The organism is Streptomyces sp. NPDC002499 (assembly GCF_053595415.1).
In genome coordinates, this window is the sequence record NZ_JBSFXO010000003.1 from 124,957 (window position 1) to 149,908 (window position 24,952).

22 protein-coding genes and 1 riboswitch are annotated in these 24,952 nt (G+C 70.5%); of the genes, 14 read left to right on the top strand and 8 right to left on the bottom strand.

The window, feature by feature from the left end; all coding sequences use genetic code 11:
• Positions 1-272: 272 nt before the first annotated feature.
• From ACWD5F_RS08645 to ACWD5F_RS08665, 5 genes are all read left to right on the top strand, one after another.
• Entirely contained in the window at positions 273-797 is a 525-nt protein-coding gene (locus ACWD5F_RS08645; protein ID WP_451252444.1) for a DUF1453 domain-containing protein, read from the top strand.
• Positions 794-1,945, top strand: coding sequence for a sensor histidine kinase (locus ACWD5F_RS08650; RefSeq protein WP_451252446.1), 1,152 nt, complete (start codon positions 794-796; stop codon positions 1,943-1,945). The genes ACWD5F_RS08645 and ACWD5F_RS08650 overlap by 4 nt, the downstream gene beginning before the upstream one ends.
• The gene (locus ACWD5F_RS08655) at positions 1,942-2,628 is read left to right on the top strand and encodes a response regulator transcription factor (RefSeq protein ID WP_401722094.1); all 687 of its coding nucleotides are present in this window, start codon (positions 1,942-1,944) and stop codon (positions 2,626-2,628) included. The genes ACWD5F_RS08650 and ACWD5F_RS08655 overlap by 4 nt, the downstream gene beginning before the upstream one ends.
• A 68-nt stretch (positions 2,629-2,696) precedes the next feature.
• Complete coding sequence (locus ACWD5F_RS08660) at positions 2,697-3,263, top strand: DUF485 domain-containing protein (protein ID WP_451252448.1); 567 nt, start codon at positions 2,697-2,699, stop codon at positions 3,261-3,263.
• Positions 3,260-4,852 carry a solute symporter family protein gene (locus ACWD5F_RS08665; protein ID WP_451252450.1) on the top strand — a complete coding sequence of 531 codons (1,593 nt, stop codon included), beginning with the start codon at positions 3,260-3,262 and terminating at the stop codon, positions 4,850-4,852. The genes ACWD5F_RS08660 and ACWD5F_RS08665 overlap by 4 nt, the downstream gene beginning before the upstream one ends.
• Before the next feature lie 161 nt (positions 4,853-5,013).
• On the opposite strand, the gene ACWD5F_RS08670 is transcribed toward ACWD5F_RS08665, so the two are convergent.
• A complete protein-coding gene (locus ACWD5F_RS08670; RefSeq protein ID WP_451252452.1) occupies positions 5,014-5,706 on the bottom strand; it encodes a response regulator in 693 nt (230 codons plus the stop codon).
• A 161-nt stretch (positions 5,707-5,867) separates the two neighbouring features.
• On the opposite strand from ACWD5F_RS08670, the gene ACWD5F_RS08675 reads away from it, so the two are divergent.
• The 3 genes from ACWD5F_RS08675 (at position 5,868) to ACWD5F_RS08685 (ending at position 8,720) form a co-directional block, all read left to right on the top strand.
• A complete protein-coding gene (locus tag ACWD5F_RS08675; protein WP_451252454.1) occupies positions 5,868-6,683 on the top strand; it encodes an ABC transporter ATP-binding protein in 816 nt (271 codons plus the stop codon).
• On the top strand, positions 6,673-7,539 hold the full coding sequence (locus tag ACWD5F_RS08680) for an ABC transporter permease (RefSeq protein ID WP_451252456.1): 867 nt from the start codon (positions 6,673-6,675) through the stop codon (positions 7,537-7,539). The genes ACWD5F_RS08675 and ACWD5F_RS08680 overlap by 11 nt, the downstream gene beginning before the upstream one ends.
• Positions 7,540-7,658: 119 nt before the next feature.
• The gene (locus ACWD5F_RS08685; RefSeq protein WP_451252458.1) at positions 7,659-8,720 is read left to right on the top strand and encodes an ABC transporter substrate-binding protein; all 1,062 of its coding nucleotides are present in this window, start codon (positions 7,659-7,661) and stop codon (positions 8,718-8,720) included.
• 54 nt (positions 8,721-8,774) lie between these two features.
• Here the strand turns inward: ACWD5F_RS08685 and ACWD5F_RS08690 are convergent, their stop codons facing one another.
• The 4 genes from ACWD5F_RS08690 to ACWD5F_RS08705 form a co-directional block, all read right to left on the bottom strand.
• Positions 8,775-9,455: a response regulator gene (locus ACWD5F_RS08690; RefSeq protein WP_401722076.1), complete on the bottom strand. Its 681-nt coding sequence runs from the start codon at positions 9,453-9,455 to the stop codon at positions 8,775-8,777.
• The gene (locus ACWD5F_RS08695; protein ID WP_451252460.1) at positions 9,452-11,116 is read right to left on the bottom strand and encodes an ATP-binding protein; all 1,665 of its coding nucleotides are present in this window, start codon (positions 11,114-11,116) and stop codon (positions 9,452-9,454) included. Before ACWD5F_RS08695 ends, ACWD5F_RS08690 begins: the two co-directional genes overlap by 4 nt.
• A 98-nt stretch (positions 11,117-11,214) precedes the next feature.
• Positions 11,215-12,156 (bottom strand): sucrase ferredoxin, encoded by a 942-nt coding sequence (locus tag ACWD5F_RS08700; protein WP_451252462.1) that lies wholly within the window; start codon positions 12,154-12,156, stop codon positions 11,215-11,217.
• 53 nt (positions 12,157-12,209) lie between these two features.
• The gene (locus ACWD5F_RS08705; protein WP_451252464.1) at positions 12,210-13,466 is read right to left on the bottom strand and encodes a citrate synthase; all 1,257 of its coding nucleotides are present in this window, start codon (positions 13,464-13,466) and stop codon (positions 12,210-12,212) included.
• Between the two features lie 109 nt (positions 13,467-13,575).
• Here ACWD5F_RS08705 and ACWD5F_RS08710 point away from each other — a divergent pair, with 109 nt between their 5' ends.
• Positions 13,576-14,766, top strand: a complete 1,191-nt coding sequence (locus tag ACWD5F_RS08710; protein WP_451252465.1) for a citrate synthase/methylcitrate synthase — start codon at positions 13,576-13,578, stop codon at positions 14,764-14,766.
• Between the two features lie 80 nt (positions 14,767-14,846).
• Here the strand turns inward: ACWD5F_RS08710 and ACWD5F_RS08715 are convergent, their stop codons facing one another.
• Positions 14,847-15,086 carry a hypothetical protein gene (locus tag ACWD5F_RS08715; protein ID WP_402346460.1) on the bottom strand — a complete coding sequence of 80 codons (240 nt, stop codon included), beginning with the start codon at positions 15,084-15,086 and terminating at the stop codon, positions 14,847-14,849.
• A gap of 271 nt (positions 15,087-15,357) precedes the next feature.
• Complete coding sequence (locus ACWD5F_RS08720; protein ID WP_451252468.1) at positions 15,358-15,909, bottom strand: DUF6082 family protein; 552 nt, start codon at positions 15,907-15,909, stop codon at positions 15,358-15,360.
• 323 nt (positions 15,910-16,232) lie between these two features.
• Here ACWD5F_RS08720 and ACWD5F_RS08725 point away from each other — a divergent pair, with 323 nt between their 5' ends.
• Entirely contained in the window at positions 16,233-17,342 is a 1,110-nt protein-coding gene (locus tag ACWD5F_RS08725; protein WP_451252469.1) for a CobW family GTP-binding protein, read from the top strand.
• Between the two features lie 9 nt (positions 17,343-17,351).
• On the opposite strand, the gene ACWD5F_RS08730 is transcribed toward ACWD5F_RS08725, so the two are convergent.
• Positions 17,352-19,808, bottom strand: a complete 2,457-nt coding sequence (locus tag ACWD5F_RS08730) for a DNA gyrase/topoisomerase IV subunit A (protein ID WP_451252470.1) — start codon at positions 19,806-19,808, stop codon at positions 17,352-17,354.
• 305 nt (positions 19,809-20,113) lie between these two features.
• On the opposite strand from ACWD5F_RS08730, the gene ACWD5F_RS08735 reads away from it, so the two are divergent.
• From ACWD5F_RS08735 to ACWD5F_RS08750, 4 genes are all read left to right on the top strand, one after another.
• Positions 20,114-21,469, top strand: a complete 1,356-nt coding sequence (locus tag ACWD5F_RS08735; RefSeq protein ID WP_451252472.1) for a M16 family metallopeptidase — start codon at positions 20,114-20,116, stop codon at positions 21,467-21,469.
• Positions 21,466-22,854: a M16 family metallopeptidase gene (locus tag ACWD5F_RS08740; RefSeq protein ID WP_451252474.1), complete on the top strand. Its 1,389-nt coding sequence runs from the start codon at positions 21,466-21,468 to the stop codon at positions 22,852-22,854. The genes ACWD5F_RS08735 and ACWD5F_RS08740 overlap by 4 nt, the downstream gene beginning before the upstream one ends.
• Before the next feature lie 213 nt (positions 22,855-23,067).
• Positions 23,068-23,227: riboswitch (cyclic di-AMP (ydaO/yuaA leader) on the top strand.
• A gap of 13 nt (positions 23,228-23,240) precedes the next feature.
• The gene (locus tag ACWD5F_RS08745) at positions 23,241-24,017 is read left to right on the top strand and encodes a M23 family metallopeptidase (protein WP_451252476.1); all 777 of its coding nucleotides are present in this window, start codon (positions 23,241-23,243) and stop codon (positions 24,015-24,017) included.
• Positions 24,018-24,205: 188 nt separating this feature from the next.
• The gene (locus ACWD5F_RS08750) at positions 24,206-24,898 is read left to right on the top strand and encodes a GntR family transcriptional regulator (RefSeq protein ID WP_280879693.1); all 693 of its coding nucleotides are present in this window, start codon (positions 24,206-24,208) and stop codon (positions 24,896-24,898) included.
• The last annotated feature ends 54 nt before the right edge of the window (positions 24,899-24,952 follow it).

Here is a 24,952-nt window from a genome sequence, read left to right on the forward strand (position 1 = left end):
TCGCGGCCTCGCGGCCTCGCGGCCTCGCGGCCTCGCGGCCTCGCGGCCTCGCGGCCTCGCGGCCTCGCGGCCTCGCGGCCTCGCGGCCTCGCGGCCTCGCGGCGCCGGGGCCTCGCGGCGCCGGGGCTCCACCCGTGGGTGGAGTCGGCCGGGGGCGAGGATCCACCTGCGATCCACCCCGGCTCCGATCTGCCGGCCCATGGATTTCCGTAGCTTCGAAGACGTCGGCGGCGCTCGCTGCCGGAATCGTCTTCTCGCTCACGGAGGCACTGATGTCCGGGCTGGTCAACACGCTGGTGATCGTGGCCGTCGTCTGTCTCGTGATCGCGCGACAGTTCCGCGCACAGCAGGTCGGCGCCGGGAGGCGCTGGTGGCTGGTGCCGGTGGTGCTGGCCGTCGTGGCGCTGCGCCAACCCGGCATAGTCGACGCCCACCACCGCACGGAATCGCTCGCCCTGCTCTCCGTCGAGCTGCTCGTGGGCCTCGCCACCGGAGCCGGCTGGGCCTGGACCACCCGCATATGGGCGGAGCCGGACGGTGCCGTGTGGAGCAAGAGCACCAAGGCGAGCGGGACCGTCTGGGTCATCGGCATCGCCCTGCGCGTCGGCCTCTTCGCGCTGGGCGCCGCCCTCGGCGTGCACCAGAACAGCTCCGCCCTGCTTCTCGCCCTCGCGGCCACTCTCCTGGTCCGCTCCGGGATCCTGGTATGGCGGGCCCAGTCGTTCGCCCCGACGGCGGGTGTGGCCACGGCGTACGGTGACCGCATGGTCCGGCCCGCGCGGAAGGAGCGCGTGTGACACGGAACTCCTGGTCGAGCTGGCCCTCGCCGGAGGCTCTCGGGCGCAACGGGCTCTCCCGGCCCAGGCGACTGCTCGCCTGGGTCGTGCGGGGGCTCGTCCTCGGCATCCTGCTGTGGGGCGCGTTCACCAGCAGCCATGAGCACGGCTGGGCCGTGGCCGCGGGCGTCGGAGTGGTGGTCGTCGCGGCCGGGCTGGCCTGGCTCCTGTACCGGACGACGCTCCAACACAGGATGGTGCCGTCTCTGGTGGCGCTCTCGCTGCTGCAGGGCGTCGGGGTCGTCGCCCAGGCTTCCGGCTTCCGGACGCTCGGTCTCGTCCTGTGGTGCGGTTGCGCGGTCGCCGGCCTGGAGCGGCTGCCCCTGAGGGTGGGAGTGCCGGCTGCGGGACTGGCGCTGACCCTCTACGGGGTCATCAACAACGACAACCATCTGACGACTGTCGTCACGTGCGTCGGTCTCGGTCTCGCCGGCTACACCCTGCGGCTGGACGCCGAGGCCCGGGGCAATGCCCAGCGGCTGCTCGCTCAGGAGCGGGCCGCCCGGGCTGCGGAGGCCGAGTCGGCGGCACTGGGGGAGCGGGCCCGGATCGCACGGGAGATCCACGACGTACTGGCGCACAGCCTCTCGGCGCAGCTGGTGCACCTTGAGGCGGCGCGGCTGCTGATCGAGCGGGGAGCCGACCGGGAGCAGATCCTCGACCGGGTCGTGGCCGCCCGGGGCATGGCCCGTGACGGTCTCGAGGAGACGCGGCAGGCGTTGTCCGCGCTGCGTGGCGAGATGACGCCGCTGGAGGACTTCCTGGGACAGCTGGTCGGGGTGACGGCCGGGGCCGAGGTCACCATTACGGGTGAGCGCAGACAGTTGCCTGCCGAGGCGTCGCAGGCGGTGCGCAGGGTCGCGCAGGAGGCCCTGACGAACGTCCGCAAGCACGCGCCCGGGGCCAAGGTGCGGGTCCGGCTCGACTACGGGGCGCACCAAGTGACGCTGGACGTGAAGGACTTCGGCGGTTCGCCGGGTGAACTCGCGGGCGCGGGCAGCGGATACGGTCTGCTGGGCATGCGCGAGCGTGCCGAGCTGCTGGGCGGCTCGCTGCGGGCGGAGCCGGACGAGGAGGGGTTCGTGGTGACGCTGAAGGTGCCCGTATGACGGAAGGGGCGGAGAAGCGGGTCGCGCGGGTGGTGGTCGCGGACGATCAGACCGTCGTCCGTGAGGGCATCGTGATGCTGCTGGGCCTGCTGCCGGGGATCGAGGTCGTCGGAGCCGCAGGGGACGGGGACGAGGCGGTGAAGCTCGTCGCCGAACTCGCCCCGGACGTGGTGCTGATGGACCTGCGCATGCCGCGCTGCGACGGGGTGGAGGCCACCCGGCGCATCCGTGCGGAGCACCCCGGGACGCAGGTCGTGGTGCTCACGACGTTCGCGGACGACGAGTCCCTGTTCCCGGCACTGCGTGCGGGAGCGCGCGGCTATCTCACCAAGGACGCCGGAGGCGACGAGATCGTCCGGGCGGTGCACAACGTGCTGTCCGGGGACGCGGGGCTGTCGCCGAGCATCCAACGGCGGCTGCTGGAGCGGCTCTCCGAGCCCGAGCCGCAGCCGGTCGAGGGGCCCGGCGAGCCGCCGGACGGGCTCACCGCGCGGGAGACCGAGGTGCTGGTGCTGATCGCGGACGGCCTCAGCAACCAGGAGATCGCCCGCCGGCTGCACGTGTCCACGGCGACCGTGAAGACCCACATCAACAACCTCTTCGCCAAGACGGGCCTCAAGGACCGCGCCCAGGCCGTGCGTTACGCGTACGGCAAAGGGCTTGTGCGGCCACCAGCGGGTTAGTCACCTGATGGGGTGAAGCCGGTGGCGAAGAAGAGTCAGGGATCTTCCCGTTCTGTCCATGCTTGGGCATGCAGTCAAGCAACGGTCGTCCCCGCGGAGGCGGGGGTGGTCCCGAGAGTTCGGCCGGGCACCACGAGGGCAGTGCCCCGGCACCAGCACCCGAAGCGGTGAGGTACGACGACCCGTGGTACGACGCGCTGGCCTCCGGCTGGGGCGAGTCGGCCGGTGTCGGCGCACCGGAGCCGGTGCCCGCTCCCGCGGTCGTGGCGCAGCGCAGGACGGGCACGGAGGAACGGATCGCCGCGGCCGACGTCTACCTCGAGGTGCAGCGCAGCGCGGCCTTCCAGGAGGTGCGCAGCCGGTACCGGAGGTTCGTCGTGCCGGGCTTCGCCGCCTTCTTCACCTGGTACGTGGGGTACGTGGTGACCGCGACGACCGCGCCGGGGCTGATGGCGCGGCCGGTGGCGGGAGCGGTGAACGTGGCCATGGTCGCGGGGCTCGGACAGTTCCTGACCACCTTCCTGCTCGCCTGGGCCTACGCCCGCCACGCGCGGCTGCGCAGAGACCGTGCCGCGCTCGAACTGCGCTGGGACACCCAGGAACTGACCCGCGGCGTCCGGGGTGGTAGGTCGTGACGGGCAATCACCAGACGCTGGCGTTGCTGCTGTTCAGCGCGTTCGTCGCCGTCACCCTGGCGATCACGACGTGGGTGAGCCGCAACAGGCGCGGTTCCGCGGAGGAGTTCTACGCGGGCGGGCGGCTGTTCTCGCCCATGGAAAATGGTTTTGCCATCGCGGGCGACTACATGTCGGCCGCTTCCTTCCTGGGCGTCACGGGGCTCATCGCGCTGTTCGGCTACGACGGGCTCCTGTACGTGGTCGGCTTCCTCGTGGCCTGGCTGGTGGTGCTGTTCCTCGTCGCCGAACTGGTGCGCAACTGCGGGCGTTTCACGCTCGCGGACGTCATCGCGGCACGGATGAGCGAGCGGCCGGTCCGGATCGCGTCGGGAACTTCCTCGGTCACCGTGTCCGTTCTGTACCTGGTGGCGCAGATGGTGGGCGCGGGCAGCCTGGTCTCGCTGCTGCTCGGCGGGACGAGCGCGGCGGCGCGCGCCTGGACCGTGATCGGCGTCGGCGCGCTCATGGTGATCTATGTGTCGTTGGGAGGGATGCGGGCCACCACCTGGATCCAGATCGTCAAGGCGGTACTGCTGCTCAGCGGTACGGTCGCGCTGACCGTGCTGGTGCTGCTGCGATTCCACGGCGACTTCGACCGACTGCTGCTGACCGCGGCCGAACGCAGCGGGCACGGAAACGCGTTCCTGGTACCGGGGCTGAAGTACGGCGGGGACTGGACGGCCCGCTTCGACTTCATCAGCCTCGGCCTCGCGCTGGTGCTGGGCACGGCCGGCCTGCCGCACATCCTGTCCCGCTTCTACACCGTCCCGACGGCCAAGGCGGCGCGTCGTTCGGTCCTTTGGGCGATCGGACTGATCGGCGGCTTCTACCTGATGACGATCGTCCTCGGCTTCGGCGCGGCGGCGATCGTGGGACCTGATGCGGTACGTGGATCGAACGCGGCCGGCAACACGGCGGTCCCCCTGCTGGCGCTCGATCTGGGCGGCGGCGCCAACTCCACAGGCGGAACGGTTCTCTTCGCGATCGTGGCCGCCATCGCCTTCGCCACGATCCTCGCGGTGGTCGCCGGCATCACGCTCGCCTCCTCCGCGTCCGTGGCCCACGACCTGTACGCGTCCCTGCGGCGCAAGCACGCCAAGCCGTACAGCGAGGTGGCCGTGGCGCGGATCGCCGCCGCGGGCATCGGCGTCGTGGCGATCGCCCTCGGCCTGCTCGCCCGCGACCTCAACGTCGCCTTCCTGGTGGGCCTCGCCTTCGCCGTCGCCGCCTCCGCGAATCTCCCGGTGCTGCTCTACTCCCTGTTCTGGCGCGGCTTCACCACACGCGGCGCCGTGTGGGCCGTATACGGCGGTCTCGTCCCGTCACTCCTGCTCGTGCTGCTGTCCCCGGTGGTGTCCGGCAGCCCCGAATCCCTGTTCCCCGGCGTCGACTTCCAGTACTTCCCCCTGCAGAACCCCGGCCTCGTCTCGATCCCGCTCGGCTTCCTCGCCGGCTGGCTCGGCACGGTCACCTCGGCCGAGGTCCCGGACGAGGCCAAGCATGCGGAGACGGAGGTGCGGTCGCTCACGGGTGCGGGGGCCGTTTGAGCAGGTCGGGTGAAGGGCGCTTCGGTTCGGTGCCGTCGGCTTCTCTGCCGGAAGCGCTCGCGGCAGGCCGCCACTGGTTCGCGGCGCCGTCGTGGCTTGTCGCGCAGTTCCCCGCGCCCCTTCAGGACGCTGCCGAGCCCTATGCCGATCCGGACCGCGGGCTACGGCGCCACCCACGCGTACAGGTGCTCCGGGCGGCCCGTGTCGCCGTATTTGAGGGTGAGGCGGAGGCGGCCGGCCTGTTCGAGGTGGCGGAGGTAGCGCTGGGCGGTGGAGCGGCTCAGGCCCGTCTCGGTGGCTACCTCGTGGGCCGAGAGGGGGCGGACGGCGTGGTGGAGGACGCGGCAGATCAGGTCCGTCGTCGGCTCCGAGTGGCCGCTGGGCAGGCCGGGCGAGGACGGCACCGGTGAGGTGCGCAGGGCGCCGAAGATGCGGTCGACCTGCTCCTGACCGGCCACGCCCCGGCCGCCGACGCGGTCGACGGTGCGGCGCAGGGCGGCGTACGAGTCGAGGCGGGTGCGCAGGGCGGCGAAGGTGAACGGCTTGACCAGATAGTGCAGGGCGCCCAGGCGCATCGCTGCCTGCACGGTCGTCACGTCACCGGCCGCGGTGATCATGATGACGTCGGTGCCGTGCCCCTGTTCGCGCATGCGGTGGACGAGTTCGAGGCCCGTCTGGTCGGGGAGATAGTGGTCGAGAAGGACCAGGTCGATGGTCCCCCGCTGCACGCTGGCCAGGGCCTGGGCGGCACTGTGTGCGCGGGCGGCGACCCGGAAACCGGGAACCTTTCCCACGTACTTGGCGTTGATCTCGGCAACGCGGAAGTCGTCGTCCACGACCAGGACGTCAATCATCGGGCCTCTTTCTGTCAAGGCCAGGCGGGCGTTAAGCCCATGTTTCGGCTCCGCTGTTGTAGCGCGAGCAAAACGAGCACAACAGGCCACAGGAAGCAAAAGAACGGCATGTGCCCACAAGGCTGATGCTGTGGTCCGCGCCACACCTACCGTCCCGGGCCATGAGCCCAGACACCAGCCCCGCCATCGAGCTGCGGGGCGCGAGCAAGACGTTCCGGACCCCGTCAGGGGGACTGCACACGGCCGTCAACGGCCTCGATCTCACGGTCGGGCGTGGCGAGTTCGTGGCGGTCGTCGGCCCCACGGGCTGCGGCAAGTCGACCACGTTGACCCTGGTCAGCGGGTTGGAGGAGCCCACCGAAGGCGAAGTGCTCGTCGCCGGGGAGCCGGTGCGCGGCGTCGGTGACAAGGTCGGCTTCGTCTTCCAGCAGGACGCCACCTTCCCCTGGCGCACGGTCCTGTCCAACGTCATGGCAGGACCGCGTTTCCGCGGAGTGCCCAAGGCGGAGGCGAAGGAGAAGGCCCGCGAATGGCTGGCCCGGGTCGGGCTCAGCGCGTTCGAGGACCGCTATCCCCACCAGCTCTCCGGCGGTATGCGCAAGCGCGTCGCGCTCGCCGCGACCTTCGTCAACGACCCCGAGATCCTGCTGATGGACGAGCCGTTCTCGGCGCTCGACGTGCAGACCAGGGCCCTGATGTCGGACGAACTGCTGGAGCTGTGGGAGGGCACCCGCGCCTCCGTCGTCTTCGTCACCCACGACCTGGAGGAGTCCATCGCGCTGGCCGACAAGGTCGTCGTGATGACCGCCGGACCCGCCACCGTCAAGCAGGTCTACGACATCGACCTGCCGCGCCCACGCAAGGTCGAGTCGGTGCGTCTGGAGTCGCGGTTCATCGAGATCTACCGCGAGATCTGGGAGTCCCTCGGCGAAGAGGTCCGCATCACCCGCGAGAGGGGTGCCGCTCATGTCGCCTGACATTCTCAGCACGCCGGTGGTCGACACGGTGAAGACGCCGCCCGACCGCGCGCACTCACGCGCGCGTGCCGCCCGTAGACGCAAGATCGTCGTCGCGGTCTTCCGGGCGCTGCTCCTGGTCGCCGTCCTCGGCCTGTGGGAGCTGCTCGCCCGGACCAAGGCCATCGATCCGTTCAACTTCTCGATGCCCTCGAAGATCTGGGACCAGATCTACACCTGGCTGACGCACGGCACCGCACTCGGATCCCTGGGCGAACAGATCTGGTACACGCTCTACGAGGCACTGCTCGGCTGGGTCATCGGTGTGGCCGCCGGTGTCGTGTGCGGTATCGCCCTCGGGCGGATCACCTTCCTCGCCGATGTCCTTGGTCCATACATCAAGGTGCTCAACTCGATCCCCAGGATCGTCCTGGCGCCCATCTTCGTGATCTGGTTCGGCCTCGGGCCGGCCTCCAAGGTCGCCTCCGCCGTCGTCCTGGTGTTCTTCCCGGTGTTCTTCAACGCCTTCCAGGGCGCCCGCGAGGTCGACCGCAACCTGGTCGCCAACGCCCGCATCCTCGGCGCGAGCGACCGCAGGGTGACGCTCCAGGTCGTCATCCCGTCCGCCACCTCGTGGATCTTCACCAGCCTCCATGTGAGCTTCGGCTTCGCTCTGATCGGCGCCATCGTCGGCGAGTACATCGGCGCCACCAAGGGCATCGGCCTGCTCGTCGCACAGTCTCAGGGCACCTTCAACGCGGCCGGTGTGTACGCCGCGATGGTCATCCTCGCCGTCGTCGCCCTCGTCGCCGAAGGGCTGCTCACCTTCGCCGAGCGCCGCATCTTCCGCTGGAAGCCGACCGGCTCCGACAGCTGACCCCGCGGCCCGCCCCGCTGTTCCCGGCACGCCCCGCTGCCCCAGCGGCCCGCCCCGCAGCACGCCTCTCCCCGCAGCTGCCTCCCTCGCACCGCCCCCTCACAAGGACGTGAACCCTCATGCGCACACCCGCCAGATACGCCGCCCTGGCCGCCGCCGGCCTGCTCGCCCTCTCCTCCCTCACCGCCTGCGCCGATGACGCCTCCAGCACCGCCTCCACCGGCTCCGGGAGCAAGGGAGACGGCAAGGGTACGAAGGTCAAGATCATGGTCGGCGGCCTCGACAAGGTCATCTACCTGCCCGCGATGCTCACCCAGCGGCTCGGCTACTTCGACGCCGAGGGCCTCGACGTGGAGCTGCTGAGCGAGCCGGCCGGCGTGCAGGCCGAGACCGCGCTCGTCTCCGGCCAGGTGCAGGGGGCCGTCGGCTTCTACGACCACACCCTCGACCTCCAGACCAAGGGCAAGGCCGTCGAGTCCGTCGTGCAGTTCTCGCACGCGCCCGGCGAGGTCGAGATCGTCTCCAACAAGGCGGCGGACGACATCAGTTCGCCCAAGGACTTCAAGGGGAAGAAGCTCGGCGTCACCGGTCTCGGCTCCTCGACCGACTTCCTCAGCAAGTACCTCGCCGTCAAGAACGGCGTGAAGGTCAGCGACTTCACCCCGGTCGCCGTCGGCGCGGGGCCGACCTTCATCGCGGCGCTCCAGCAGGGCTCCATCGACGCCGGCATGACGACCGACCCGACCGTCGCCACGATCCTGGACAAGAAGGTCGGCAAGGTCCTCATCGACATGCGGACGCCCGAGGGGTCCCAGGAGGCGCTCGGCGGACCGTACCCGTCGTCAAGTCTGTACATGCAGACGGACTGGGTGAACGGTCACAAGGACACGGTCCAGAAGATGGTCAACGCATTCGTCAAGACGCTCAAGTGGATGTCCACACACAGCGCTTCCCAGATCGCCGACAAGATGCCCGCCGACTACTCGCAGGGCAACAGCGTCCTGTACGCGAAGGCCATCCAGAGCACGCTGCCCATGTTCACCGACGACGGCGTGATGCCCGAGAACGGCCCGGAGACCGTCGAGAAGGTCCTCAAGGCGTTCAACCCGAACATCAAGAACGCCAAGGTGGATCTCGCAAAGACATTCACTACGGAGTTCGTGGAGAAGGCGACGGGCTGACATCCGTATGTAAGGGGGGCACGGTCCCTTCCCCCGCCCCCACCCGACCGTGCCCTAGGCGCGGGCCGCCCACACGTAACGGTGTTCCGGGCGGCCCGCGTCGCCGTACTTGAGTGTGAGCCTGGCCCGTCCCGTGCGCTCCAGGAGCTTCAGATAGCGCTGGGCGGTCTGCCGGCTCACCCCGGTCCGGTCGGCGATCTCCTGGGCGGACAGCGGCCCTTCGGCGTTCATCAGGGACCGGCGCACCAGCTCCGCCGTGTTCGGGGAGTGCCCTTTGGGCAGCCCCGGCTCCGAAGGCGCCGACAGCGCACCGAAGATGCGGTCCACCTCGGCCTGTTCCGCCTCGCCGCCGCCGTCGAGCGTGCGGCGCAGTTCCGCGTACGCCTCCAGCTTGGCGCGCAGGCCCGCGAAGGCGAACGGCTTGACCAGGTACTGCAGCGCGCCGTGCCGCATCGCCGCCTGCACGGTCGTCACGTCCCGGGCCGCCGTCACCATGATCACGTCGGTCTGGTGGCCGCGCCGACGCATCTCCTGGACGACCGCCAGGCCCGTCTCGTCGGGCAGGTAGTGGTCCATGAGGACCAGGTCCAGCCGAGGCAGCGCCTCCATCTGGCGCAGGGCCTCGGCCGCGCTGTGCGCCTCGCCGGCGACGCGGAAGCCCGGCACCTTCTCGACGTAGGCCGCGTTGACCTGCGCGACCCTGGTGTCGTCGTCCACGACCAGGACATCGATCATCGCGACTCCTCCTCGGCGGACGTGTCCGCGGTTGCCGTCAGGGCCGGTTCCGGCTCGGCGAGCGCCTCCGGCAGGACGACGGTGAACTCCGCGCCGCCACCGTCCGCCGCGCCCACCGTCGCGCTCCCGCCCTGCCGTTCGGCGAGCCTGCGCACCATGGAGAGCCCGATCCCGCGCCTGCGGTGCGCGGGCGGCTCCTTCGTGGACCACCCGTCGGTGAAGATCAACTCGTGGTTCTCGGCCGGGATCCCGGGCCCCGTGTCGCGCACCCGGAGCACGGCGGTACGTCCCTCCGCGCGCAGCTCGACCTCCACGCGTGCGTGCGGAGTGGCCGCGACGGCGTCGAGCGCGTTGTCCACCAGGTTGCCGACGATGGTGACCAGGCCCCTGGGGTCGATCAGCCGGTCGGGCAGCCGGGTCCGGTCGGAGACCCAGAGGGCGACGCCCCGCTCGGCCGCGACGGTCGCCTTGCCGACCAACAGGGCGGCCAGCAGCGGGTCGTGGATCTTCTCGGTGACCTGCTCGGCGGTGGTCCGGTGGTCGCCGACCACCTCGCCGACGAACTCCACGGCGTCGTCGAACATCTCCAGTTCGAGCAGCCCCAGGAGCGTGTGCATGCGGTTGGCGTGTTCGTGGTCCTGCGCGCGCAGGGCGTCGATCAGACCGAGCGTCGAGTCGAGCTCCCGGCCGAGCTGCTCCAACTCGGTGCGGTCGCGCAGGGTGGCGACGGCGCCGCCGTCGTCGGTGGGCATCCGGTTGGCGACCAGGACACGCTGACCGCGCACGGTGAGCAGGTCGGTGCCGGTCACCCGGCCGGCCAGGATGTCGGCCGTACGCCCGGCGCCGAGGGCCTCGTCGGGGGGTTGGCCGATGGCTTGATCGTCGATGCCCAGGAGGCGGTGCGCCTCGTCGTTCAGGAGCCGTATGCGGCCGGTGCGGTCCAGGGCGACGACGCCCTCCCGGATGCCGTGGAGCATTGCCTCGCGCTCCGCCAGCAGCCCCGAGATGTCGGAGAAGGCCAGGTCGCGGGTCTGCCGCTGGACCCGCCGGGAGACGAACCACGCGGCCAGCGCGCCGACGGCCAGGGCGCCCCCGGCGTAGGCGAGCAGTCCCGGTATGGCGCTGAGCAGCCGGGCGCGCACGCTGTCGTAGGCGATGCCGACCGAGACGGCCCCGATGATCCGGCCGTCGGTGGCGCGCAGGGGCACCTTGCCGCGCGCCGAGCGGCCCAGGGTGCCGCTGTCGATCTCCATGACCTGCCGACCGGCCAGCGCCTGGGTGGGGTCGGTCGAGACGGTCCTGCCGATCTGCTTCAGGTCCGTGTGCGACCACCGCACCCCACGCCAGTCCAGCACCACGATGTACTCGGCGTTGGTGGCCTTGCGGATCCGCTCCGCCTCCGTCTGAACCGGTCCGTCGATGGTCGGGGCGGTGTTCTGCACGTCCTCCGCGATCTGCGGCTGCTCGGCGGTCGTCTGCGCGATGGCCAGCGCGCGGTGCATCGCCTCGTTGTCGAGCTGGTCGCTCAGCGGCGCGAGAAACAGCCCGGTCGCGAGCACCGCGACCCCCGCGGCGATCGCCACCTGCATCAGCAGCACCTGCGAGAACACCCGCTTCGGCAGACCGAGGCGCAGGCGTCGTGCGGGGGGCGTGGGGCTCATACCCACGACGGTACGTGGACGCGTGCGGACTGCCGTAGGGGGATGTGGTGTGGATCTCTTGATCAATACGTACGGCGACCGACTCGTCCGGACCGGCGTCAGCCCGCGAGCACCGTCGCCGTCATTTCGCGTACCGCCACCACGTCCATCCGCGCGGGCGAGCCGAGAACCGACGTGCCGCAGGTCTCCGGCCGTGGCGGCAGGGACGCGCCCTGGGCCACCACGACCCGCCAGCGCCGCCCGTCCGTGTGCGCGACGGTCACCTCCCAGCGCGGCGCCGCGCCCTCCGTCCGCACGATGCTCAACACGTCCGCCGCGTCCTCGCGCACGGCCCGGCGCACGGCCAGTTCCGCCGCCTGACCCGGGCGTTCCCAGGCGGAGCACCCGCGGCACCCCTCCGTGACGATCCGTCCCTCCTGGGCGCTGTGCAGGATCTCCTTGACGGCATGGGCCTCCGCGCGGCCGTACGCGTACCCGTACGGCAGGACGAGCAGGGTCGGCGAGAAGCGATGACCACCCAGATGGGTGACCTCCCACACGCCCTCCACCCCGGAGGCGGCGAGTTCGGCGGCCAGCGGACGGCCGAGCAGGGCGCAGCAGCGGTCGCGTTTGCCGTTGGTGCAGACGAGCGCGAGCGGATCACCCGTGTGCGGCCTGCCGTCGAGCACGGAGTCGAAGGTGCGGTGCTCGCCCCGGCCGAGCGCGGCGAAGTCGAGGTCCAGCAGCTCCCGCGTATCGCGGGTCGTGGCGGAGTGCAGCCAGGTGCCGCCGGGCACGGTGTGGGCCGCGTACACCTGCCGCTCCGACGGCGTGCCGCAGTCCGCGTGCCGTCCGGGCCGGCGGATGAGCGCGACGCGGACGCCCGTGCCCTGGGCGGCCGCCTCCAGCGCACGGCCCACTGCCGGATCCAGGTGGCTCGATGTGAGCGCCTTGGCGCCCCATGGGCCGGGCTGTTCCAGCAGCAGCCAGGTGCTCGCGGTCGCGGCGGTGCCCGAAATGGGCTCGTCGAGATCCCGGGAGACTGTTGAGCACGTACTCACAGAGGTGAGCCTAACCTGACTTCAGCCAGGGCGACTTCTGGCCTGCCCGTGGGTTACTCCGGCAGGGGCTGGGGCGGTTTCGGACCGACGTAGTGGCCGCTGGGGCGCATGCGCAGCGGGCGTTCGCCGTACTCCTCCAGGGCGTGCGCGATCCAGCCCGCCGTACGGGCCACGGCGAAGATCGTCTCGCCTGCCGTGGCGGGCATTCCGGCGGACGCGGTGAGCACGGCGAGGGCCAGGTCGACGTTGGCGTGCAGCGGGGTGTGGCGGGCGGTGACGGTCACGATGTCGCGGGCCGCGGCGAGGGCGGGCGCGGCCTTGGGGATGTCCTCCAGGAGGCCGAACAGGACACGCGCGCGTGGGTCCTCGCCGGGGTAGAGCCGGTGCCCGAGTCCCGGGATGCGGCGGCCGGCACGCAGTTCGTCGGCGATCACGGGGGCCGCGTCACCCTGGTCGAGGACGTCGAGGAGCAGCCGGTGGGCGAGCCCGCTGGCCGCTCCGTGCAGCGGGCCTTCGAGCACGCCGAGTCCGGCGGAGACGGCCGCGTAGGCGTGCGCGCGGGCCGACGCGGCGACCCGTACGGCGAGGGTCGAGGCGGCGAGGTCGTGGTCGACGAGCAGAGCGAGCGCGGTGTCCAGTGCCCGCAGGGAGACCTCGTCGGGGTCCCGCCCGCTCAGCCGCGCCCAGAGGCGGTCGGCCAGCGGGCCCGTGTCACGGTGGCCGCGCCGGGCCGGCGGGAGGGCCGTGACGAGCGTCGGGATGAGGGTGCGCGCGGTGCCCAGCACGGCGTCCTCGGAGAGGTCGAAACGCAGCGGGTCCGCGGTCGCGGCGGCGATCGCCGCGACCCTCAACCGGTCGGTGGGGCCCGCGTGTTCGGGCAGCGCGTCGACGGCACGGCGGGCCACGGCGACGGATGAGTCAGGTGCCGTGAACTCGACTCCGGGGTGCAGTCGGCCCGTCCACAGCCACTCCGCGACCTCTTCGTAGGAGTGGCGCGTGGCCATCAGCGTGGCGTCGACGCCACGGAAGTAGTACCGGTCCGCCTCGATCAGTGTGATGCGGGTCCGTACGGCCAACTCGCCCCCGGAGCCCGAACTCCCGGCGCTCTCCCGCCTGTTGCGCCGGGCGAGCGTCTCCACCTCTTTGGCGTCGAAGGTGCTGCCCCGGCCGCCGGGCACCCGTCGACTGCTGAGCTGACCGCGGCTCACGTACGCGTACACGGTCTCGGATTTCACGCCCAGCACTTCGGCGGCTTCTTTGGTGGTCAGCCGCCGTTCGGCGGGACCGACGGCGGGCTCTTGATCGCGCATGGGGTCACCGTATCGGCACAAGGACACATGGATTGAATGCATTGACTGAATCAATATTGACAGGAATTCAGTCAAGCATGGACAGTCGAATCAAGTCCAGGGAGGAATCATGTCCGTCAACAGGTCAGCAGCCACGCCCGTCGTCCCCATCAAGCCCGTCGCACCCATCAACGTGCCGAGGGGACTCGCCGGCGTCGTCGTCACCGACACCGAGGTCGGGGACGTCCGAGGACTCGAAGGCTTCTACCACTACCGCCAGTACTCGGCCGTCGACCTCGCGAAGACCCGCGGCTTCGAGGACGTCTGGCACCTCCTCGTCCACGGTGAACTCCCGGACGCGGCACGGCAAGCCGCCTTCGCCACTGAGACCGCGGCCCTGCGCCGGCTCCCCGACGAGGTGCGCGCGGCCCTGCCCGCCATCGCGGCAGCGAGCGGCCGGTCCGGCCCGCTGGCCGGTATGCGCACCGCGCTGTCCCTGCTCGGCGCGGCGAAGGGCTTCCGGCCGGTGTACGACATCGACGCCGACGAGCGCCGCCGGGACGCCGTCGCCGCCGCGGCGGCCGTACCGACGCTGCTCACGGCGCTGCACCGGCTGGGTCGGGGTCTTGACCCGGTGGAGCCGCGTGACGATCTTCCCTACGCGGCCAACTACCTCTACATGCTGACGGGTTCGGAGCCGGATCCGGAGCGGGCCAGGGCGATCGAGCAATACTTGATCTCAACCATTGATCACGGATTCAATGCGTCAACCTTCACGGCACGGGTCATCGCGTCGACGGGTGCGGACGTGGCCGCGTGTCTCGTCGGGGCTGTCGGGGCGCTCTCCGGGCCGTTGCACGGCGGTGCGCCCAGCCGTGCGCTGGACACCTTGGACGCGATCGGCACCCCCGATCGGATCGACGGGTGGATCCGCGAACGCGTCCTCGCCGGCGACCGCATCATGGGCTTCGGGCACCCCGTCTACCGCACAGAGGACCCCCGTTCGCGCATGCTCCGCGAGCTAGCCGAGAGCTTCGGCGGGTCACGGGTCGAGTTCGCCGTACGGGTCGAACGGCAGGTCGAGGCGATCCTCGCGGAGCTGAAGCCGGGCCGGGAGCTCCACACCAATGTCGAGTTCTACGCCGGCGTGGTCATGGAACTCTGCGGCCTGCCACGCGAGATGTTCACCCCGACGTTCGCGGCGGCCCGGGTGGTCGGCTGGAGCGCGAACGTCCTGGAACAGGCGGCGGACTCGAAGATCATCCGGCCGGTGGCGCGGTATGTGGGGCCGGGGGCGCCGGTGGCGGTGCCGGCCGCCTGACACATGGCAGGGGTCGGCTCCAAGCCGCGCCATGACAGAGGCCGGCTCGGAGTGGCACCGAGCCGGCCTGTTGTGCACGATCAGGCGTCAGGGATGTCGGCCTTGGCCTTGAGCAGGGTCTCGCGTGTGATCACGACGATGCGTTCGTAGTCGGCGCGCGAGGCATCCGCGGGGAGTTCGGCGTCCAGTGAGTCCGTGACATCCGTCCCGATGATGGCGAAGCGACCGTCGGACAACTCGAAGATGTCCGGGCAATTGGCTCCGCCTGCGCTGCCTCGGTCGCGTGGAGATGCACCAAGGCGACGGATGATCTGACTCACTGTTCTGTTTCCTTTGATCTCACGGTCCTGGGCCCGCGCGCTGCAGTCGTGCGGGCCGATGCCCCCTGAAGGCGGCTTCGACCAGTGAACCCGGTGCTGAGGGGCCTGCCGCCCGGCCTGGAGAGGGTGCTGCAGCAGTTAAACCTGTGACATCTGCGAAAACAGAAGGTTTGCCACTTCGTTATTACTTGAACTGACTCACTCTTGTGGGGCTTGGTGCGGAGCGGGCGGGGTTGACGTATGAGAGGTGCTCGCACCGGTGCCGACCGTGTCACTCGGCGGGCGGCTCTCCCACGACCCACCACTCGTCTATGTCCGCCTCCTCCAGCTGGCGCAGCAGATCGTCGACCAGCCGTCCGAGCCTGGCTTCGTCGGAGTCGTCCGCGATGGTGGCACGTTGGTGCTGGCCCGCGTACCAGTACTCGCGGACGATCGGGTTCTGGAGCAAGCCGCGCACGAATCCGAAGAACTCCTCGCGGGTGATGTTGCCGACCCGGTAGGCGAAGACCTGATTCGTGTACAGGGCATTGGCGAAGAGGAACTGGCGCCTGCGCTCCGGGGACACGGACCCTTTGAAGACGTCGAGCACCTCGGCCAGTTCCGGATTGTCGATCGCCTTGCTCAACAGCTCCCAGTGGAGGCGCTGTTGGGTGGCGAGGTCGGAGCGGTGCTGTGCCTGCGCCGCTTGCTCCAGATGGTCGAGTCGCATGCGTAGGGCGTCGATCCTGCGGCGCTGTGCGACCAGGGCGGCGAAGGCGCCGGCCAGCAGACCGAGGCCTGCCGCGGTACCCAGTCCACCGGTCCCGGACTTCTGTGTGGCCATGTCAACCCCCGAATCAGGCGGCCGTTCCGCCGGTCGTCGGGTTGCGGGTCGACGGATGGGGACCGGCGAGCGGTGGGCGGCGCTTGCCGTCTCCCAGAGTGCCGAGCGGCTCTGATCGGCGGGGGAGGCGGAGAGGAGGCGCACGGAGGGAAGCGAGGGTCGCACGAACCGGCGCCTTCCCCAACGTCTGCCCCGCAAGTGCTGCTAACAATCGTTCACTTCGTAGTGATTGTTCCGGCTCGTATCCTGGGTCCGCAGTCAATCTTCGTACGCGCGCCGGGACCGCGATCCGGCGTGCGCACAGGCGTGAGAGAGGTACGACGGTGAGCCGCAGCCCGCAGCAGATCCCGGTCCTCGTCCTGGCCGGCTTCCTCGGTTCGGGCAAGACCACCCTGCTCAACCACCTCCTGCACCGCAGCGGCGGCAGCCGGATCGGCGCGATCGTCAACGACTTCGGGGCCATCGAGATCGACGCCATGGCGGTGGCCGGCGCGCTCGGCGACTCCACCGTCTCTCTCGGAAACGGCTGCCTGTGCTGCGCCGTGGACGTCAGCGAACTCGATCAGTACCTCGACCGGCTCGCCCGCCCCTCAGCCGGCATCGACGTCATCGTCATCGAGGCCAGCGGACTCGCCGAGCCCCAGGAACTCGTCCGCATGGTCCTCGCCAGCGAGCTTCCGGGAATCGTGTACGGGGGTCTCGTCGAGGTCGTCGACGCGGCCGAGTTCGACGACACGCGCGCGAAGCACCCCGAGATCGACCGGCATCTCGCCCTCGCCGACCTCGTGGTGGTCAACAAGCTCGACCGCGCGCCCGACGGCGACGGCGACCGCGTCCTCGGGCTCGTCCGGTCCCTCGTGGACCACGCCGCCGTCGTCCCCGCCTCCTACGGCCGCGTCGACCCCGAGCTCCTCTTCGACTGCCGGCCGAGCGAGGAACGCATCGGGCAACTCTCCTTCGACGACCTGCACGCGCGCGGGGAGCACGGCGAGCACGATGCGGACGACCACGCCGGTCATCTCCACACCGCGTACGACAGCCTCTCCGTCAGCTCCGAAGTCCCCATGGACCCGCGCCGGTTGATGGCGTTCCTCGACAGCCGGCCCGAGGGGCTGTACCGCATCAAGGGGTACGTCGACTTCGGCGCCCACGACGCCCTCAACCGGTACGCCGTGCACGCCGTCGGGCCGTTCCTGCGCTTCTACCCCGAGCCCTGGCCCGCGGGCGACGCGCCACGCCTCAGCCAGCTCGTCCTGATCGGCTCCGGCATCGACGCGGCCGCCCTGCGCAAGGAGTTGGAGGCCTGTACGAGCGACGCCCCGCACACCGCAGACGAGCACGGTATGTGGGGCGTTCTGCGCTACGTACAGGAACCGGAGGACGTACAGGATCTGGGAGAGGACCTCGTAGAGCCCTCCCAGGACCCGTCCTGACCGGACCTGCTAGACCGGTCCCGCCACCACCGCCACTGTCTTCGGGAGCGACACGCCCGAGCCGTCGCGGCGCGGGTCGACCTCGGGGAGGTCGGCCGGTGTGCCGTTCTTCTGGGCGGCCTTGGCGGGGTTGGGGCCCGCCCAGGCCAGGGAGAGGCAGTCCTCGCCCTTGAGGAACCGCTGGCAGCGGACGCCTCCGGTGGCGCGGCCCTTGCGCGGGTACTGGTCGAACGGGGTCAGCTTGGCCGTCGTCTGGACGGAGTCGTCGAGCGTGCCGCGCGAGCCCGCGACCGTGAAGACGATCGCGTCGGCTGCCGGGTCCACGGCCGTGAACGAGATGACCTTCGCGCCATCCGTGAGCTTGATGCCCGCCATGCCACCCGCCGGTCGGCCCTGGGGACGGACGTGGGCGGCCTGGAAGCGCAGCAGTTGGGCGTCGTCCGTGATGAAGACCAGGTCCTCCTCGCCGGTGCGCAGCTCGACCGCGCCGACGATGCGGTCGCCGTCCTTGAGTGTGATGACCTCCAACTCCTCCTTGTTCGTGGGGTAGTCGGGGACCACGCGCTTGACCACGCCCTGCGCGGTGCCGAGCGCCAGACCGGGGGAGGACTCGTCGAGCGTGGTCAGGCAGACCACCGTCTCGTCGCCCTCGAGGGAGACGAACTCCGTCAGGAGCGCCCCCCCGGACAGGTTCGGTGCCGCCGCCGTCTCCGGGAGCTGGGGAAGATCGACCACGTTGATCCGCAGCAGTCGGCCGCTGGATGTGACCGCGCCGATCTCCCCGCGCGCGGTGGCCGGCACCGCCGAGATGATCACGTCGTGCTTGGTGCGTCTGTCGTCGGCGTCCTCCGGGAAGGGCTCGCCGTTCGCCGTACGGGCCAGCAGGCCCGTCGAGGAGAGCAGCACCCGGCACGGGTCGTCGGCGACCTGGAGCGGGACGGTGGCCGCGGGGGTGCCCGACGACTCCAGCAGGACCGTACGCCGCTCGGTGCCGAACTTCTTTGCTACCGCGGCCAGTTCGGTGGAGACCAGCTTGCGCAGCTCCGTGTCCGAGTCCAGGATCCGGGTCAGCTCCGCGATCTCCGCGATGAGGCGCTCCTTCTCCGACTCCAGCTCGATGCGGTCGAACCGGGTGAGACGGCGCAGCGGGGTGTCCAGGATGTACTGCGTCTGGATCTCCGACAGCGAGAAGCGCTCCATCAGGCGCTCCTTCGCCTGCGCGGAGTTGTCGCTGGAGCGGATCAGCCGGATGACCTCGTCGATGTCGACGAGAGCCGTCAGGAGGCCCTCCACCAGGTGCAGTCGGTCGCGGCGCTTGGTGCGTCGGAACTCGCTGCGGCGCCGTACGACCTCGAAGCGGTGGTCGAGATAGACCTCGAGGAGCTCCTTGAGACCCAGGGTGAGGGGCTGACCGTCCACCAGCGCCACGTTGTTGATGCCGAAGGACTCCTCCATCGGCGTCAGCTTGTAGAGCTGCTCCAGGACTGCTTCCGGCACGAAGCCGTTCTTGATCTCGATGACCAGGCGCAGGCCGTGGGCGCGGTCGGTGAGGTCCTTGACGTCGGCGATGCCCTGGATCTTCTTCTGGCCGACCAGGTCCTTGATCTTGGCGATCACCTTCTCCGGGCCGACGGTGAAGGGCAGTTCGGTGACGATCAGGCCCTTGCGGCGGGCGGTCACGGTGTCGATCTCGACCGTGGCGCGGATCTTGAAGGTGCCGCGGCCGGTCTCGTACGCGTCCCGGACGCCGGAGAGGCCGACGATGCGGCCGCCGGTGGGCAGGTCGGGGCCCGGGACGTGCTTCATCAGGGTGTCCAGATCCGCGTTCGGGTAGCGGATCAGGTGGCGGGCGGCCGAGATGACCTCGGCGAGGTTGTGCGGCGGCATGTTCGTCGCCATGCCGACGGCGATGCCCGACGAGCCGTTCACCAGCAGGTTCGGGAAGGCGGCCGGCAGGGCGACCGGTTCGCGCTCCTGGCCGTCGTAGTTGGGGCTGAAGTCGACCGTGTCCTCGTCGATCGACTCCGTCATCAGACTGGTGGCCTCGGCCTGCCGGCACTCCGTGTACCGCATGGCGGCCGGCGGGTCGTCGTTGCCGAGCGAGCCGAAGTTGCCGTGGCCGTCGACGAGCGGCACGCGCATGGAGAACGGCTGGGCCATGCGCACCAGGGCGTCGTAGATCGACGCGTCGCCGTGCGGGTGGAGCTTGCCCATGACCTCGCCGACCACGCGCGCGCACTTCACGTAGCCGCGGTCGGGGCGCAGTCCCATCTCGTTCATCTGGTAGACGATGCGGCGGTGCACCGGCTTGAGACCGTCCCGGGCGTCCGGCAGGGCTCGTGAGTAGATGACCGAGTACGCGTACTCGAGGAAGGAGCCCTGCATTTCGTCGACGACGTCGATGTCGAGGATCTTCTCCTCGTACGAGTCGTCGGGCGGCGGGGTCTTCGTACTACGGCGGGCCATCGCTGCCGGCTCCTCTTTTCTGGTAGCTCGCCTACGGGTCGCTCACGTGGGTGCCGCGCCCCTCCGGCTCACTCTTGCTGAAGCGTGAACGGTATCTGACGCGACCATTGTGGACCGCGGCACTGACAACGCGGACGAGGACCCGACATCGACCCTTGTGCCCGGCGTGCCCGCAGGCTACGCGATCCGCTCTGGGCGTACGTCCACCGGGAACTTCGCCGCCCGTCCGCACGCTTGCATACAGTGGCAGGACCGGTGGGAAAACCCCGGTTTCCACCGCAGCATTCGCGATCGAAGGGACGTACATGCCCATGGGTCACACGGCCACGGACCAGGCAGACACCGGCGGCCTGACAGCGACCGAGCACCGCCTGGCCAACGGCCTGCGCGTGGTGCTCTCGGAGGACCACCTGACCCCGGTCGCGGCGGTGTGCCTCTGGTACGACGTCGGCTCGCGCCACGAAGTCAAGGGGCGCACGGGTCTTGCTCACCTTTTCGAGCACCTCATGTTCCAGGGCTCGAAGCAGGTCAAGGGCAACGGACACTTCGAACTGGTGCAGGGCGCGGGCGGTTCGCTCAACGGCACCACCAGCTTCGAGCGCACCAACTACTTCGAGACCATGCCCACCCACCAGTTGGAGCTCGCCCTCTGGCTGGAGGCGGACCGCATGGGCTCCCTGCTCGCCGCCCTGGACGAGGAGTCCATGGAGAACCAGCGGGACGTGGTGAAGAACGAGCGCAGGCAGCGCTACGACAACGTCCCCTACGGCACGGCGTTCGAGAAGCTGACCGCCCTCTCCTACCCGGAGGGCCACCCCTACCACCACACCCCGATCGGCTCGATGGCCGACCTGGACGCGGCCACCCTGGAGGACGCGCGCGCGTTCTTCCGCACGTACTACGCGCCCAACAACGCCGTTCTGTCGGTCGTCGGCGACATCGACCCGGAGCAGACGCTCGCCTGGATCGAGCGGTACTTCGGGTCCATCCCGACGCACGACGGCAAGCCCGTCCCGCGCGACGGCGCGCTGCCCGAGATCATCGGCGAGGAGCTGCGCGAGGTCATCGAGGAGGAGGTGCCGGCGCGCGCCCTGATGGCGGCGTACCGGCTGCCCGAGGACGGCACGCGCGCGAGCGACGCGGCCGACCTCGCGCTCACCATTCTCGGCGGCGGCGAGTCCTCCCGCCTCTACAACCGCCTTGTGCGGCGCGACCGTACGGCCGTCGCGGCCGGCTTCGGTCTGCTGCGGCTGGCCGGCGCGCCCTCCCTGGGCTGGCTGGACGTGAAGACGTCCGGTGACTACGAGGTGCCGGTCATCGAGACCGCCATCGACGAGGAGCTCGCCCGGTTCGCCGAGGAGGGCCCCACGGCCGAGGAAATGGAGCGCGCCCAGGCCCAGTTGGAGCGCGAGTGGCTGGACCGGCTCGGCACGGTCGCGGGCCGCGCCGACGAACTGTGCCGCTACGCCGTCCTGTTCGGCGACCCGCAGCTGGCCCTGACCGCCGTGCAGCGCGTCCTGGAGGTGACCCCGGAAGAGGTCCAGGAGATCGCCAAGGCCCGGCTCCGCCCCGACAACCGCGCGGTGCTCGTCTACGAGCCCGTCGCCGCCGAGCACCCCGAGTCCGCCGAGCCCACCGAGAACGAGGAGGCGGCCAAGTGACCGAGCTCGCCGCGATGGAATTCCACCCGCAGCCCCAGGCCGGCGAGGCCAGGCCGTGGGCGTTCCCGGCCCCCGAGCGCGGGACGCTCGACAACGGCCTGACCGTCCTGCGCTGCCAGCGTCCCGGCCAGCAGGTCGTCGCCGTGGAGGTTCTCCTGGCGGCGCCCCTGGAGGCCGAACCGGCCAGCCTGGACGGCGTCGGCACGATCATGGCGCGGGCCTTCTCCGAGGGCACCGACAAGCACTCCGCCGAGGAGTTCGCGGCCGAACTGGAGCGCTGCGGTGCGACGCTCGACGCGCACGCCGACCACCCCGGCGTCCGGATCAGCCTCGAAGTGCCCGCCTCGCGCCTCACCAAGGCCCTCGGTCTGCTGGCCGACGCCCTCAGGGCGCCCGCGTTCGCGGACAGCGAGATCGAGCGCCTGGTCACCAACCGCCTCGACGAGATCCCGCACGAGCTGGCCAACCCCTCCCGGCGTGCGGCGAAGGAGCTCTCCAAGGAGCTCTTCCCGGCCGGCTCGCGCATGTCGCGCCCGCGCCAGGGCACCCAGGAGACCGTCGAGAACATCGACTCGGCGGCCGTACGCGCCTTCTACGAGAAGCACGTCCGTCCGGCGACCGCGACCGCCGTGGTCGTCGGCGACCTCACCGGCATCGACCTCGACGAGCTGCTCGGCGACACCCTCGGCTCCTGGACCGGCTCCTCGGCCGAGCCGCGTCCCGTGCCGCCGGTGACCGCCGACGACACCGGGCGCGTGATCATCGTGGACCGCCCGGGCGCCGTACAGACGCAGCTGCTCATCGGCCGCGTCGGCCCCGACCGGCACGACCGCGTGTGGCCCGCGCAGGTGCTCGGCACGTACTGCCTGGGCGGCACCCTCACCTCCCGCCTCGACCGCGTCCTGCGCGAGGAGAAGGGCTACACCTACGGCGTCCGGGCGTTCGGGCAGGTCCTGCGGTCCGCCCCGGACGGCACCGGGGCCGCGATGCTCGCCATCAGCGGCTCCTTCGACACCCCGAACACCGGCCCGGCGCTTGAGGACCTGTGGACGGTGCTGCGCACGCTCGCCGAGGGCGGTCTGACCGACGCCGAGCGCGATGTCGCCGTGCAGAACCTGGTGGGCGTGGCGCCGCTGAAGTACGAGACCGCGGCGGCCGTCGCGAGCACGCTGGCCGACCAGGTCGAGCAGAACCTGCCCGACGACTACCAGGCGACGCTGTACCGGCAGCTCGCCGCGACCGGCACCGTGGAGGCCACCGCGGCCGCCGTGAGCGCCTTCCCGGTGGACCGTCTGGTGACGGTCCTGGTCGGTGACGCGGCGCAGATCAAGGAGCCCGTGGAGGCTCTCGGGATCGGCGAAGTCACCGTCGTCCCGGCCGAGTAGGACCGGGCGGAGGCGGAGCGAGCGCCACGCGCACGCAGGGGCCCTGGTGACGGATGCGTCACCAGGGCCCCTGTATGTCCGAATTGAGGGAGAGGTTGCCTGTCTGCCCTGTGGCATGCGCTACAAAAGCCGTGATCCGTTTGGGGATTGAAAGTTGTCCCGTTTAGCGTCATCCGGGCTGTCCGTCAGGCACCGCGCCGCATCCGCGGCACCGGACAGTCATCGCCGAGTCCCCGTCCGGCGCGAGCCAGGGGAGCCGGGGACCCATGTCCCTGGGGTGAATCGGACGCCCGCGCGCTGCGCGAGGGGGTCCGTAGGAGACCTTCCTGCTCCGAACCCGTCAGCTAACCCGGTAGGCGAGAAGGAAGGAAAGGACCACCCAGTACATGGCGTTCACCTGCGCCACCGGGAAGCACCGTCGTCCCAGCCGCGTGAAGCGCACCACCGCCCGTGCGGCGGGCGTCGCGGCACTCGCCACCACCGGCGTCGTCGGCACCCTGGCAGCTCCGGCACTCGCCGCGGACAACTCCGCCGAGAGCGCCGTCGAGCAGACCGGTTTCACCCCCGTCATCACCATCGGCGACACGATCGCCGCCAAGATCGACGCCCAGGCCGACGCCCAGAAGGAGGCGGCCGAGGAGGCCGCCCTCAAGAAGGCGGCGGCGGAGGCGGCACGCAAGAAGGCCGCCGCGCGGGCCGAGGAGGAACGCGAGGCCAAGGAGCGCGCCGCCCGGGCCGCCGAGCGCAAGCGCCTCAACACCTTCGTCGCGCCGATCTCGAACTCGTACGTCTCGACGGGTTACAAGAGCGGCGGCTCGCTGTGGTCCTCCGGCAGCCACACCGGCATCGACTTCCACGCGGCCAGCGGCACGACCGTCCACGCGGTCGGCTCCGGCACGGTCGTGGAGACCGGCTGGGGCGGCTCCTACGGCAACCAGATAGTGATCAAGATGAACGACGGGACGTACACCCAGTACGGTCACCTGTCGTCCATCGGGGTCTCGGTGGGCCAGACGGTCACCCCCGGGCAGCAGATAGGCCTCTCCGGCGCGACCGGCAACGTCACCGGTCCGCATCTCCACTTCGAGGCCCGCACGACCCCCGAGTACGGATCGGACATCGACCCCGTCGCCTACCTTCGTTCGCATGGTGTGAACGTCTGACGACGGACCGCGAGATCTTCTTCAGCCCCGGCTCTCCGAGCCGGGGCTTTCGGTCTTTCTGTCCGCTCTCTGTCCAAAAAATATCCATCGATTCCGGTCCCCCGTCGGAAATTCCAGCCGATTGCAATAGAGTCACTGAACACACGTCAACCGGCGACGTTTCACGGGGATTAAGACGGAGGTCGGACATGCGTATTCCGGCGCACTCGGTGTGCACGGCCATCCGGGACGACATCGTCGCCGGTGTCTACGAGCGCGGCGGCCGGCTCACCGAGGAACTGCTGGCGCGGCGCTACGGCGTCTCGCGCGTCCCCGTCCGTGAGGCCCTGCGCACGCTGGAGGCGGAGGGCTTCGTGGTGACCCGGCGGCACGCGGGCGCGTGCGTCGCGGAACCGACCGAGCAGGAGGCCGCCGACCTGCTGGAGATGCGCATGCTGCTGGAGCCGCTCGGCGCCTCCAGGGCCGCGCAGCGGCGCACCGAGGCCCACCTCAAGGTGCTGCGCGGCCTGGTCAGGCTGGGCCAGGAGCGGGCCAGGAGGGGCAACAGCGAGGATCTGCGCTCCCTGGGGGGCTGGTTCCACGAGACGCTCGCCCAGGCCTCCGGCAGCCACGCGCTGACCTCGACGCTGACCCAGCTGCGCCACAAGATCGCCTGGATGTACGCCGTGGAGGCGCCGGCCAACCCCGTGGAGTCCTGGGCGGAGCACGGCGCGATCGTCGACGCCGTGGCGCGCGGGGACGCCGAGCGCGCGCGGGCGATCACCGCCCTGCACACCGAGCACTCGACGAGCGCGCACCGGCTGCGCTTCGGCACCGGGGAGCGCGCGGAGCGTGTGAGGAACTCGCAACATCCCGTAAACATGTCGGGTGTGCGGCATTAACACGGGCGCCGTATACAAAGAGAAGGTAATTCCAGGGGGATTATTTCTGCTGCC

Bases quoted from the DNA above. Each gene is read 5' to 3' on its own strand.
- ACWD5F_RS08645 (WP_451252444.1), top strand. From the start codon at position 273: ATGTCCGGGCTGGTCAACACGCTGGTGATCGTGGCCGTCGTCTGTCTC.
- ACWD5F_RS08655 (WP_401722094.1), top strand. From the start codon at position 1,942: ATGACGGAAGGGGCGGAGAAGCGGGTCGCGCGGGTGGTGGTCGCGGAC.
- ACWD5F_RS08660 (WP_451252448.1), top strand. From the start codon at position 2,697: ATGCAGTCAAGCAACGGTCGTCCCCGCGGAGGCGGGGGTGGTCCCGAG.
- ACWD5F_RS08670 (WP_451252452.1), bottom strand. From the start codon at position 5,706: ATGATTGACGTCCTGGTCGTGGACGACGACTTCCGCGTTGCCGAGATC.
- ACWD5F_RS08675 (WP_451252454.1), top strand. From the start codon at position 5,868: ATGAGCCCAGACACCAGCCCCGCCATCGAGCTGCGGGGCGCGAGCAAG.
- ACWD5F_RS08680 (WP_451252456.1), top strand. From the start codon at position 6,673: ATGTCGCCTGACATTCTCAGCACGCCGGTGGTCGACACGGTGAAGACG.
- ACWD5F_RS08685 (WP_451252458.1), top strand. From the start codon at position 7,659: ATGCGCACACCCGCCAGATACGCCGCCCTGGCCGCCGCCGGCCTGCTC.
- ACWD5F_RS08690 (WP_401722076.1), bottom strand. From the start codon at position 9,455: ATGATCGATGTCCTGGTCGTGGACGACGACACCAGGGTCGCGCAGGTC.
- ACWD5F_RS08695 (WP_451252460.1), bottom strand. From the start codon at position 11,116: ATGAGCCCCACGCCCCCCGCACGACGCCTGCGCCTCGGTCTGCCGAAG.
- ACWD5F_RS08705 (WP_451252464.1), bottom strand. From the start codon at position 13,466: ATGCGCGATCAAGAGCCCGCCGTCGGTCCCGCCGAACGGCGGCTGACC.
- ACWD5F_RS08710 (WP_451252465.1), top strand. From the start codon at position 13,576: ATGTCCGTCAACAGGTCAGCAGCCACGCCCGTCGTCCCCATCAAGCCC.
- ACWD5F_RS08720 (WP_451252468.1), bottom strand. From the start codon at position 15,909: ATGGCCACACAGAAGTCCGGGACCGGTGGACTGGGTACCGCGGCAGGC.
- ACWD5F_RS08730 (WP_451252470.1), bottom strand. From the start codon at position 19,808: ATGGCCCGCCGTAGTACGAAGACCCCGCCGCCCGACGACTCGTACGAG.
- ACWD5F_RS08735 (WP_451252472.1), top strand. From the start codon at position 20,114: ATGCCCATGGGTCACACGGCCACGGACCAGGCAGACACCGGCGGCCTG.
- ACWD5F_RS08745 (WP_451252476.1), top strand. From the start codon at position 23,241: ATGGCGTTCACCTGCGCCACCGGGAAGCACCGTCGTCCCAGCCGCGTG.
- ACWD5F_RS08750 (WP_280879693.1), top strand. From the start codon at position 24,206: ATGCGTATTCCGGCGCACTCGGTGTGCACGGCCATCCGGGACGACATC.